This window comes from Undibacterium sp. TJN19, assembly GCF_049339485.1.
Lineage (GTDB): Bacteria > Pseudomonadota > Gammaproteobacteria > Burkholderiales > Burkholderiaceae_D > Undibacterium.
Window position 1 is genome coordinate 200,667 of the sequence record NZ_JBMPPL010000007.1, and the last position, 11,941, is coordinate 212,607.

General features: G+C 51.1%; 12 protein-coding genes. 8 read left to right on the forward strand and 4 right to left on the reverse strand.

From position 1 onward, the window contains the following. Positions 1-266 precede the first annotated feature (266 nt). From ylqF to ACO0LH_RS19265, 6 genes are all read left to right on the forward strand, one after another. A complete protein-coding gene (ylqF, locus tag ACO0LH_RS19240; protein WP_422942752.1) occupies positions 267-1,199 on the forward strand; it encodes a ribosome biogenesis GTPase YlqF in 933 nt (310 codons plus the stop codon). Continuing rightward, positions 1,192-1,971 (forward strand): enoyl-CoA hydratase, encoded by a 780-nt coding sequence (locus tag ACO0LH_RS19245; protein ID WP_422942753.1) that lies wholly within the window; start codon positions 1,192-1,194, stop codon positions 1,969-1,971. Before ylqF ends, ACO0LH_RS19245 begins: the two co-directional genes overlap by 8 nt. Positions 1,972-2,204: 233 nt before the next feature. Next, positions 2,205-3,320 carry an alanine dehydrogenase gene (ald, locus tag ACO0LH_RS19250; protein WP_422942754.1) on the forward strand — a complete coding sequence of 372 codons (1,116 nt, stop codon included), beginning with the start codon at positions 2,205-2,207 and terminating at the stop codon, positions 3,318-3,320. A gap of 225 nt (positions 3,321-3,545) precedes the next feature. Continuing rightward, complete coding sequence (locus ACO0LH_RS19255) at positions 3,546-3,944, forward strand: hypothetical protein (protein ID WP_422942755.1); 399 nt, start codon at positions 3,546-3,548, stop codon at positions 3,942-3,944. A 313-nt stretch (positions 3,945-4,257) separates the two neighbouring features. Then, positions 4,258-5,211: a phospholipase A gene (locus ACO0LH_RS19260; protein ID WP_422942756.1), complete on the forward strand. Its 954-nt coding sequence runs from the start codon at positions 4,258-4,260 to the stop codon at positions 5,209-5,211. A 106-nt stretch (positions 5,212-5,317) separates the two neighbouring features. Continuing rightward, entirely contained in the window at positions 5,318-5,548 is a 231-nt protein-coding gene (locus ACO0LH_RS19265) for a hypothetical protein (protein ID WP_422942757.1), read from the forward strand. 86 nt (positions 5,549-5,634) lie between these two features. Here ACO0LH_RS19265 and ACO0LH_RS19270 read toward each other — a convergent pair whose 3' ends face one another. Both ACO0LH_RS19270 and ACO0LH_RS19275 read right to left on the reverse strand, forming a co-directional pair. Continuing rightward, complete coding sequence (locus ACO0LH_RS19270) at positions 5,635-6,915, reverse strand: hypothetical protein (RefSeq protein WP_422942758.1); 1,281 nt, start codon at positions 6,913-6,915, stop codon at positions 5,635-5,637. 62 nt (positions 6,916-6,977) lie between these two features. Beyond that, entirely contained in the window at positions 6,978-7,646 is a 669-nt protein-coding gene (locus ACO0LH_RS19275) for a GntR family transcriptional regulator (protein WP_422942759.1), read from the reverse strand. Between the two features lie 323 nt (positions 7,647-7,969). On the opposite strand from ACO0LH_RS19275, the gene ACO0LH_RS19280 reads away from it, so the two are divergent. Together ACO0LH_RS19280 and ACO0LH_RS19285 are read left to right on the forward strand one after the other, a co-directional pair. After that, complete coding sequence (locus tag ACO0LH_RS19280) at positions 7,970-8,737, forward strand: helix-turn-helix domain-containing protein (protein ID WP_422942760.1); 768 nt, start codon at positions 7,970-7,972, stop codon at positions 8,735-8,737. A gap of 251 nt (positions 8,738-8,988) precedes the next feature. After that, positions 8,989-10,131 carry an ABC transporter substrate-binding protein gene (locus ACO0LH_RS19285; RefSeq protein ID WP_422942761.1) on the forward strand — a complete coding sequence of 381 codons (1,143 nt, stop codon included), beginning with the start codon at positions 8,989-8,991 and terminating at the stop codon, positions 10,129-10,131. 60 nt (positions 10,132-10,191) lie between these two features. On the opposite strand, the gene ACO0LH_RS19290 is transcribed toward ACO0LH_RS19285, so the two are convergent. Further along, the gene (locus ACO0LH_RS19290; protein WP_422942762.1) at positions 10,192-11,130 is read right to left on the reverse strand and encodes a 4-hydroxyproline epimerase; all 939 of its coding nucleotides are present in this window, start codon (positions 11,128-11,130) and stop codon (positions 10,192-10,194) included. Positions 11,131-11,351: 221 nt separating this feature from the next. Beyond that, positions 11,352-11,918 (reverse strand): hypothetical protein, encoded by a 567-nt coding sequence (locus ACO0LH_RS19295; protein WP_422942763.1) that lies wholly within the window; start codon positions 11,916-11,918, stop codon positions 11,352-11,354. Positions 11,919-11,941: the final 23 nt, after the last annotated feature.

Below are 11,941 nucleotides of genomic sequence, written 5' to 3' on the forward strand. Positions count from 1 at the left end.
CGTATTGATTAGCTCTGTAAGCATGGATGAAATGACCAATAATCTTTAATTTCATCTTTATGTGACAATTAATTTCCTCACATTGAAATTATATACTGGTAGGTAGTATGTCATTTTTTATAAAAATTTTATAATGAGTTTTTTCGCAATATTCATATACTCCCTATTATTTTATAAATAGCTAGACAAACAGGGCAAACTTCCGGCGCAAGCAAGGCAGAGTTCCGTACAATATCGCTTTGTTTTTGCTAAAAAGAAGAATAAGCATGTCCATACAATGGTTCCCCGGCCACATGAACGCCGCCCGCAAGAAAGCGGCGGAAACCATGGAAAACACCGATCTGGTGATAGAAGTGCTGGACGCCCGCATTCCGCAGGCCAGTTGCAATCCCATGGTCGAATCGCTGCGCAATTTTCGTCAGCGTCCCTGCCTGAAAATATTGAACAAGGCCGACCTCGCCGACCCCAATGCCACCAAGGCATGGCTGGATTTTTATAATGCCCAGAAAGGGGTATTCGCCGTCGCTCTCAGTTGCAAAAAACCTTCCGATGTTGCCAAGGTGCCCGGTCTGGCTTTGCAGCAGGCACCGCATCGTGGTGTGCCGACCAAGCCTTTGCGCATGATGATCATGGGCATTCCCAATGTCGGTAAATCGACACTGATGAACGCATTGCTGAAAAAACGTGTGGCCAATGTCGGTGATGAGCCTGCTGTGACCAAGACCCAGCAGCGCCTGTATCTGGGCAAGAACATGATACTGACAGATACCCCCGGTATGTTGTGGCCCAAGATAGAACACCCGACAGATGGCCTGATGCTGGCAGCCAGCCATGCAGTGGGTGTCAATGCGCTGATCGAAGAAGAAATTGCGACATTTCTGGCAGAACAGTTATTGCTGCATTATCCGAAGTTTTTAACTGCGCGCTATGGTTTCGATGTGGAAGGCATTGATGCTGTTTCTGTCATTGAAGGCGTTGCCAAAAAGCGCGCCTACAAACTCAAAGGCGGTGACTGGGATTTCGAAAAGGCGTCACATACCTTGCTGCTTGATTATCGCAGCGGTGCCCTGGGCCGCATCAGCCTGGAAACACCGGCCAGCCGTGCGCATTTGCTGGCAACCTATGTACCGCCGGTATTGCTGGGGCAGGGCAAGAGCGTGCAAACCGGTATGGAACCGGAAGAGGACGGCGATGAATGATGCGCCCTATGTGCTACGTACCGACACCGGTGCAGTAGCCACACTGACGCTCAATCGCGGCGAACGTTTCAACGCCTTGTCGGAAGAAATGCTGGCGCAATTATCGGCCGCATTCAAAGAAATTGCAGACGACCAGGCTGTGCGCGTGGTCGTACTCGCTGCAAATGGCAAGGCATTCTGCGCGGGTCACGACCTGAAGCAGATGCAAGAGTCACCCACAGAAAAATATTATAAAGACCTGTTCCAGCAATGCAGCAAACTGATGCTGGCGATACAAAAATTGCCGCAGCCTGTGATTGCCCGCGTCCACGGTCTGGCTACTGCTGCGGGTTGCCAGTTGGTCGCCATGTGTGATCTGGCAGTTGCAAGTGAGCAGGCGCGCTTCGCCGTTTCTGGCATTAACGTCGGCCTGTTTTGCGCTACACCGGCAGTCGCCTTGTCACGTAATGTCTCGCGCAAACAGGCGATGGAAATGCTGTTGACGGGCGATTTTATTGATGCGCAAACTGCATTGCAACGCGGTCTGGTTAATCGCGTGGTCAGTGCAGATGAACTTGACGCGACCGTGAATGAATTAGCTGCCAGCATCATCGCCAAACCCGCGCTGGCGATCAGCATGGGCAAGCAATTGTTTTACAAACAGCTGGAAATGGGCGTAGAAGCTGCTTATCAGCTGGCAGGGCAAACCATGGCTTGCAATATGATGGACGCTTCAGCGCAGGAAGGGGTACAGGCGTTTATAGAAAAACGTGTGCCTGCCTGGGGTAAATAATCCAGCCATTCTCCACTGTATTCGCGCTTTTAAAAACTCGCTTGATGCGAGTTTTTTCTTTTGTGGCTGATTTTTTGTTGCCTATTGCATGATTGGCGACTAATCATGGATTGTGCGCTTGCACAAATATAAGGCAGCAGAAAAGCGCATAATTTGCCTGGCCATCAACAATATGGCCATTGAACATAGACACGGGCCTTACCCGGCCGTGCTCTCAACAAGGCGGAGAAATCATGATAGTAGGCATACCCAAAGAAATTAAGAATAATGAATATCGCGTAGGCATGACACCATCAAGCGTGCGCGAATTGACCTCACGCGGACATCAGGTGCTGGTACAACAGGATGCCGGCAGTGCGATCGGTTTAATGGATGAACAATACCAGGCAGTCGGCGCAGAAATGATTGTAAGTGCGGCAGAAATTTTCCAGCGTGCCGACATGATCGTCAAGGTCAAGGAACCCCAGCCGGTTGAATGCGCCATGCTGCGTCCCGGTCAGATTTTGTACACCTATCTGCATCTTGCCCCCGACCCGGAGCAGACTGCTGCCCTTATCAAATCCGGCGCGATCTGTATTGCTTACGAAACCATCACCGGTGCCAATGGCGGCCTGCCGTTACTGGCGCCCATGAGTGAAGTCGCTGGCCGCATGGCCATACAGGCAGGTGCTGCACATCTGGAAAAATCCAAAGGCGGTATGGGCTTGTTACTGGGAGGTGTACCTGGTGTCGCTCCGGGTCATATCGTTATCATCGGCGCTGGCGTGGTCGGTACCAATGCCATGCAGATGGCAGTTGGTACAGGTGCACGCGTCACCATCCTCGACAAGAATGTCGATCGCCTGCGCCAGCTTGACCTGGTCCATGGCAACCGTATCAGCACCCTGTATTCCAGTGCCCACGCCATAGAAGAAAGCGTCATGTCCGCAGACCTCGTCATTGGCGGCGTGCTGGTGCCTGGTGCAGCCGCACCCAAGCTGGTCAAGCGTGACTTGATCGCCCGCATGAAAAAGGGCGCTGTCGTGGTCGATGTGGCGATTGACCAGGGTGGTTGCTTTGAAACCTCGCATGCCACCACGCACGCTGAACCTACCTACGTCGTTGACGGCGTGATCCACTATTGCGTCGCCAATATGCCCGGTGCAGTCGCCCGCACGTCCACATTTGCCTTGAATAATGCAACCATAGGCCATGCTGTCGCACTGGCGGGCAAGGGCTGGCAACAAGCCTTGCGTGATGATGTGCACCTGCGCAATGGGTTGAATGTCTGTCAGGGTAAAGTGACCTATAAAGCCGTGGCAGATGATCTTGGGTATGACTTTGTGAAGGCAGAGAGCTTGTTAAACTAAGAACCAGTCTCGCACAGTGAATGGCCGATACCTGGTAGCGGTCATTCACTGAAGTTTGCATGAGTTAAGTGCATCCAGGTGCAAGTGACAGGCCAAACACCACAAGGCCTAACATTAAAATAATGGCAACACATGCGCATTTAGATGGCATAATACCAAGGCATGTTCACTTAAGCATATCCAGTGATTTTCGCCTTTCAATAACAAAAATGCCGGTTAGATACCATGAAAACCCATTTGAAGACCTTGTTTTCCAAGACTGCTGATGTCGTCACTGAGACTACGACAACGGTTATTGGCGCAGCAGAAAGCACAAAAAATACAGTCGCTGATGCATTGCCTTCAAAAAAAGTGGTTATGCGCGGCCTTGGGTCTGCACTGATTGTCGGCGGTAAATTATTGATAGACCCACGTGCTGCTGTTGGCGAAATGGCGGTCTCGCTGGGACGTTCAATGATCAGCGACAAGTCGCCCGAATGGCTGCTACTTGAAGCCAATGAAGCCGGGTTTTTGCCCTTGTATCGCGGCAAGGAAGCCCTCGTCCGCGAAGCCTATTCCAGCGCAATCGCTGAGGGGCGTATTGTTATCCTCTGCCAGGTCATGGCTGCACAGGCAAGCGAATAGGGCATTGTTGCCTTGTCCTTTTCAGGTGCTTCATCCTCGGCCTTTATATTAACGGGCAATTAACCAGTAATTCACCAGACTTATGTTTGCTAACGAACATACGGTTTGCTGATGCAGCTTTATGCTTGTCAACATTAAAACAAGCATATCGCCTGGTTCGCTTAACTGCGCGATGTGTTACCGACTTCGCATCCTGACAGTTAAAGCCCTTATGCCCGCTCACTTCAAAAAAATAATATTGCCCCTCTCCATACTTTCTATACTCTCGCCCGTTTTATCTGGTCAGGCGAAGGCTGGCGAGACAGAACAACAAATGCTGCGTTGTTCTGTGCTTGGCGATGCCAGTGCACGTCTCAGCTGTTTTGATGCGCTCGCCAAGGCTGCTACCCCGGTGGAAGCTGACAAGGCAATTGCCAAGGCAGAAGCGGTACAGGAGACCGTGGCAGCACCTGCAAAAGCGCCTGAAACTGCGCCAGAAATGTCGCGTATGGTGCAGCGCTGGGAGCTGGATGAGGCGTCCAAGCGCGGCAAATTCGTGTTCCGTCCACATCATGACAATTACCTTCTGGTGGCCAATTACAGCAATGCCTCGAACGATGAGCCATTCAAGAATTTCACCCCTGCCGGTGTGAAATCCAAGCACGTGGAATTAACGTATCAACTGAGCATGAAAATGAAACTGGCTGAAGAAGTTGGTAGCTCGCCTGTTGATCTGTGGCTGGCTTACACCCAGCAAAGTTTCTGGCAAGCGTATAACCGCAGTGCGTCCAGTCCCTTCCGCGAAACCAATTACCAGCCAGAGGCCATGGCGATGATACCTGTCAACAAAAGCATAGGTGATTTCCAGATTCGCTACGTCAATTTTGGCCTCGTGCATCAGTCGAATGGGCAGACCTCGACGTTATCGCGCAGTTGGAACCGCATCTATGCCGAGCTCGGTGTAGAACACGGCAATTTCTCATTGAGCACCAGAGTCTGGCGTCGTCTCGACAATGCCAGATCAGATAACGACAACATCGATATTGTTGATTACATGGGGCATGGCGATATCCATGCCACGTACCGCGAAAAAGGCGGGCGTGAATTCTCCCTGACCGCACGGCGCAATTTCAGTACCGGCCATGGTGCTTTGCAAGCCAGTCTCGCCATGCCTATTACGACCAATTTGAAGGCTTATTTCCAGATGTTCTCAGGATACGGACAGAGCTTGATTGACTATAACTATTCACAAAAATCAATTGGCGCGGGATTCATGATTGATTTCTGAATGCTTTGATGACATTGTATTGTCTTGTATTGTCTTTTTCGGCCGGGTCAGCTGTAAAATGAATTGCTGAATGCAACCGCAGCTTTTCAAGGAAATGAAGACCATCATGATGACAATATTTGCAGTACCCGTTTTCGATGCCACCGTTATCGTCGATGATAATGAGTTATTCAAAGGACAGGGCTCGGCAAGGCAATGGGCTGACAAACTGGCGAAGGAACTGGGCATAGAAGTCGTCGCCAGAAAACTGGGTACCGGCTGGGCGTTATGTGGTGTGCTGGATGGCGTCGATTGTATCTGGGGCATCCACGGTCAAAGACTCAAGCGCATCAATTGATACACCTATGCGCGGATGCTGGTCATTGTTTTTGTTGTGTGACATTGGCCGTGGAACAGGTGTCAGGCATCCCCGGCAATTAAAGATTATTGTGGCGTGATTTTACGTACCAGATTGTTCCCACTGTCGGCCACATACAGATTGCCCGCGCTATCGATGGCAAGTCCGGTTGGATAATTGAAACTGGCCGCTGTTCCGTTACCATTGACTTTGCCCTGGCTGCCACTGCCTGCCAGGGTAGTGACCACGCCTGCTGCGCTGATTTTTCGTATCAACTGGTTGCGGCTGTCGGCAACGTAGACCGTACCTGATTTATCGACCACCACACCATTCGGAAAATTGAAGCTGGCCGCTACGCCATTGCCATTCGCGCTGCCGGCAATGCCGCTACCCGCCAGCGTGGCTGGCACGCCAGCAGGATTGATCTTGCGCACCACATGCGTACTTGGTTCAACTGCGTAAATATTGCCGTTGCTATCGATGCTGATGCTGCTCGCACCAACCGGCAGGCCAGGAGCCACCAGTATGTTGTTGACACCTGCCGTATTGATCTTGCGTATAAGGCTGTCTGACAGCACGCTGGCATACAGATTGCCACTACCGTCAAAGGCGACACCGCCCGCGCACGGACAGGTTTTGGAAGCGGCACTATTACCAGGCAAGGTGCTGACTGCGCCAGCACTGCTTATTTTTCGTACCAGACCATAACCATCAGCCACATACAGATTGCTGCCGGCATCCAGCGCGAGCCCATTCGGACGGTTGAAACTGGCTGCATTGCCAGCGCCATCGCTACTGCCAAGCGCGCCGCTACCGGCAAACAGGCTGACAGTGCCCGTTGCCGCGATCTTGCGAATGAGATTACTATTCTGCTCGCTCACGTAGACAGTGCCACTGCTATCCACGGCCAGCCCGACCGGAAAGTCAAAACTGGCACTGGTGCTGCTGCCATCGACACTGCCAGTGCTGCCACTGCCAGCGAGCGTAGTGACCGCGGCCACTGCGGGGTGGCAGGCAACGACGACACTGGTAACATCGGCGGCCACTGTACCAGAGTCGCCACTCAGGCTGCAAATGTCGGTGAAGCCCGGAGGCTGGCTCACGATACTGACTTTGTAAGCTGTTTTACTGCCTTGCTGGGTAGGGAAGGTGAAGCTGCTGGCTTTGGCGGGTATCGCCAGTGTGTCGCTACCATTCGATAACACCAGGCCCGCAGTCGTCAGGTTGCTGATACTGCCGCCGATGTTATAGCTGCCGGTACTGCCGCTGCCACCGCCGCCACAGGCACTGAGGAGCAAACTCAGGCTGACAAGCATGCCGTTTTGCAGGCGTTTGAAAGTGCAGAAATCTGGCAGGGAATATGTCATGGTTGACTTACACTCCGGTCTTGTCGGGTATTTGTAAGGGCTGTGCACGAGCTGTCTGTAGACTAACCAATCACTTTGCGGGCAAATGATTCCAGATAATCCATCAGGCCATCGGCTGCTTTGGCAGCCTGTTCTTCATTGCCCTTGGCAATCGCCTTTGCCACCAGCATATGGCAGCGTGCGCCTTCTTCTATGTCGCCTTCATGCTGGAATGCATACCAGAAGCGACGGCATTTGATAATCAGCGGGATGACGGCCGCCACGGCAGAAGGATTGCGGCAGGCTTCATGCACGACATGGTCAAGCGCCTGGTCGGCAGCCATATAGTCATTGAGGTCATTGCGCTTGGCAGCGACCAGCATCTTGTCTGCGCATTCAACAATATCTTTGCGATGTTGTGGCGTTGCGCGGCGTGCTGCACTGGCCCCGATCAGGCGTTCTATCACGCGGCGGGTTTCTATCAGCGTCATATGTTCGGCCGCTTCGATATCGCTGATGATCAGGCCACGTCTTGGCATCTGCTGTATCAGCCCATTGGATGACATGCGCATCAGGGCTTCGCGTAAAGGGGTGCGCCCCAGGCCTGTTCTTTCGACCAGTTCTGACTCGACCACAGGCGAGCCAGGCTTCAGTTGCAGGGTCACGATCATGCTTTCGATCGCGTCATAAGCAACATCAGCAGCACGCAATTTTGGGGCGTAGGTAGTAGTTTTTTCAGGAGTGGCAAGCATCAGATATCCATGTTCTGTATTTTGTATGGATTTTACCCGTTCATTTGCAAATTTTACCTTGTAAAATGTGACTCTTTTCAAATTCCAGCTGTTTTTTTACAGCTATCAGAGATTTTCAAGGACTGGCGATATATTCATTAAGCCATATTTGGCGCGCTTTATCCACTTTTGCTGATAAATTATGCAGAAATCGGCACAGTTATCGATTCCCCGCAGTTTTTGAGTTAAGCTCTCATTTTTAAATATAATATTAATATATTTAAAAATTGCCGTTTTGTAAATTACTTTAATGCTACTATTTTCACTATCGCGGAGTTGATCAAGTGACGTCTCATGTATCCGGCTTTCCTGCGCAAGAAAAGCGGCAACAGCTGGCCAGCCAGATGGCCAATGTGTTTTTTTCAGAATCCCTGTTTGATGCCATGCCCGACATCGTATTTTTTGTCAAAGACATCGACAGCCGGTATCTGGTGGTGAATCACACGCTGGTCAGGCGTTGCGGTGTGCGCGATAAAGACGCGCTGATAGGGCGCAAGGCAGAAGAACTTTTTCCGGCTTCACTGGCGGCCAGTTATGCCGCTCAGGACACGCTGGTACTGAGCGGAAAAAAAGAAATACATGACCAGCTGGAATTGCATCTGTATCCGAACCGTTCACCGGGTTGGTGCCTGACACAAAAAATACCCCTGCGAGACAGCCATCACCGCATCATCGGCATGACGGGCATTTCACGTGACCTGGCCATGCCTGACCAGCGCCATCCTGTCTATGCAAAGATCGCGGCAGCGGTAAGACATTTGAACCAGCACTATACACATACCATCGCGATGGCTGACCTGGTCAAACTGACGGGGCTGTCAGTGGCGCAACTGGAGCGCAATTTTCATAAGATATTTTCTTTGACCCCGCGGCAGATGATGGTAAAAATCCGCCTTGATGCCGCCTCCGGCATGCTGGCAGAAACTTCGCTGAGCATTACCGATGTGGCGGTCGCCTGTGGTTATCAGGACCATAGTGCATTTTCACGCATCTTCAAAGCGACGGTAGGTATGACACCCAGCGAATACAGGGATGTCATGGCCAGAGCTTGAAGCTCGGTTTTTCAAGCATGCCAGCAAAGCCCCGAAACTCTCCAAATCCGGACAGAAATCATACAAAGTCATTTGGACGACAATCTTTGTGACAGATGTGTTCTATCCTCTGGGCAACATATGCCTGTCCTTGCCAGATTCGCCTGTGCCTGAATTTCCTTTTTTATTGAGACAGATAGAAAAAGAAATTTGATGATTTGCATAAAATTAAAATATCCCTGCATGCTCAGGGTATAAAAACTGGAGACAAAATGGCTTTACAAATCAATCGCTGCGTCGCGATGGGGCGACTCTTGCTCGTCAATTTTTTACTTTGCTGCTCGGTCAGCGCTTACGCACAAAACAATGACATCGTGATTGGCCAGTCCACGGCCCTGACCGGTATTCTGGCTGAACTGGGTGTGCCTCATTCAACAGCGGCGAAGGCGTATTTTGACTATATCAATTCACAGGGTGGCGTGAATGGCCGCAAAATTCGCCTGATCACTTTGGATGACGCCTATGACGCGACCAAATCGATTGCCAATGCAAAGCAACTGATAGAAAAAGAAAAAGCTGTTGCCCTGTTCGGCATGCTGGGCACCCCCGCCAATACCGCCCTGACGCCGTTGCTGGAAGAAACCGGTATCATCAGTTTTGCGCCTGTCACCGGCGCAGAAGTGGTGCGCAAACCATTCAACCGCAAGATTTTTAATATCCGTGCCGGTTACGCCACCGAAACAGAAAAAATCATTGATCACCTGAACGTGCGCGGCATTAAAAAAGTTGGGGTGGTCTATCAGAACAATGCCTTTGGCAAAGAAGGGCTGGCAGGCATAGAACAGGCCGCGAGTAAATTCCAGTTGAAGCTGACCGTGGTTACCAGCATAAATAGCGATTCATCTGATCTGGACAAAGCTGTCAGCAGTATGGAAACAGCAGGCGTGCAATCGATCATACTGATTACCGCCGGTAAGCCTTCCAGTGATTTTATTCAGGCTTTCAATAAAAAGGTCAAAGGCATGCAGTACTTTGCCTTGTCGGTACTGGCTTCACAGGCGAGTATCAATACAATGGGCAAGGATGGTGTAGGCACGATTATTTCGCAAGTCCTGCCTTTCCCGTTTTCTGCGACGACTTCGCTGGTGCGTGAATACCAGAAAGTGATGAGCAAGATGGGTATCAAGGAATATTCGTATATAGGCATAGAAGGTTTTCTTGATGCCAAGGTATTTGTTGAAGCCATCAAGCGTGCGGGCCGCGATGTCAACAGTGAGCGCCTGATTACTGCACTCGAAGGCATGGGCCGCACTGACTTTGATGGTTTTGTCGTCAGCTTCAGCAAAACCAATCACCAGGGATCGGATTATGTAGAGCTGACCGTGGTTTCCAAGGATGGTCGCTTCCTGCGTTGATGTGGTGTTGATTATTGTTGATTATTTGTCGATGCCGCTCTGATTTTTGTCTTTGCCGCCTTAGCGTATGCCCCAGACAAAGGGGTCACGTTCATCCAGCAAAAAACTGGATTCGGCATTGACAAAGGCGCTGCCACGCAAGCTGGGTAACAGCTTGCCGTCGGCGGCGTAGCGGTAAGACGCTTCAAAGACACTGCCTATGATGCTTTCCTGCCGCCACACGTCGCCTTCTGCCAGCTTGCCATCAGCCGCCAGGCAAGCCAGTTTGGCGCTGGTGCCAGTACCGCAGGGCGAGCGGTCATAAGCTTTACCAGGGCATAGTACAAAGTTCTGGCTATGGTTATCTGAAGAGACAGGTACGCCGAATAATTCAACATGGTCGATCAATGCGCCGTTTTCACCGGTGATGCCAGCCGCCTCCAGCGCTTTTCTGGCGCGCCAGCTAAAGTCGGTCAGTTTTTCCACATTGCTCAGCTTTAAGTCTTGTCCGTGCTGGTCGATCAGGAAAAACCAGTTGCCACCCCAGGCAATGTCACCGCTGACCTGGCCGTATCCCGGCACGTCGATCTGTACTGCCTGGCGATATCGATAAGCTGCGACGTTATGGACAGTGACTGAGTTGTCTTCATGCAGTTCTGCTTCGACAATGCCTACCGGCGTTTCTATGCGATGCTTACCCGCACTGATTTTGCCCTGATAGGCCAGCGTGACGATAAAACCTATCATGCCATGGCCGCACATGCCAAGGTAACCGACATTATTAAAAAAAATCACCGCAGCCGTGCAAGACGGCTCAGATGGCATGCAGGCCAGTGCGCCAACGATGACATCTGAACCTCGCGGTTCGCAGACAGTCGCAGTGCGGAAGTGATCGAAATCTTCACGAAAAATTTGCAGGCGCTGTGCCAGGCTGCCATTGCCCAGGTCTGGGCCACCAGCAACGATAATCCGCGTAGGTTCGCCACCTGTGTGAGAATCGATTACTGATATTTTTTTCATATATTTTGTCATTGGTGAAAATGGATGCGAGCGCGGCAAGACATATAAAAGCACTTTGCATCATTTACTGTGGAATGTTGATGATGACAGCTTATGGCAAGCTGAGGGTTTCGTCTTGATGCAATTTTAGCTGGTAGACGACGAAATCAGCATAGTGCAAAACCAGTTGATGAAGCTGGCCAAAGCTGGTTTGCGACAAAGCGTACGGGGCAGGCAGCAAATCATTCGGGTTTGCCAGTGTTGACGAGGTTCTGGTAACGTTTGATCTGTTCGGCCAGCATACCGTTTGCTGCGGGTGCCATTTTTTCAAATCCGCCCAGCATATAACCGCCGACGCTATAGGTCAGCACCAGTTTGCTGCCGGTATTGCCCGTCTCGCCCATATTTGGCGCTTTCTGCGGGCTCAAGTCCCAGCTCATGCTGCCTGCCAGGCCTGAGCCTTGCATGGGACCCAAAGCGCCGGTCATGCGCAAACTTTTACCTGGTGCCACATAGACCACAGTCAAATGCTGTACGCCACCGCCATTCGGCAGTTTTTCACAAAAACAGCCGCCCGGGCGCGCATCAATGCTCAGGTTTCTGGCATCTTGCGAATAGGTATGAGAAGGGTTCCACCAGTTGGCCACCTGAGTGACGAGGATGTCATAGGCTTGTTCCGCTTTGACATTCAACTGTACCTCATGACGGATTTGAAAGCCATTGCCGCTGATATCGATTACTTCGGCAATGGCAGGGCAATTCAGACTGAGCAGGGCAGTAGCAATAAATAAACGAGATTTCGTGATCATGACGATAGCTTTTTAACTTATTT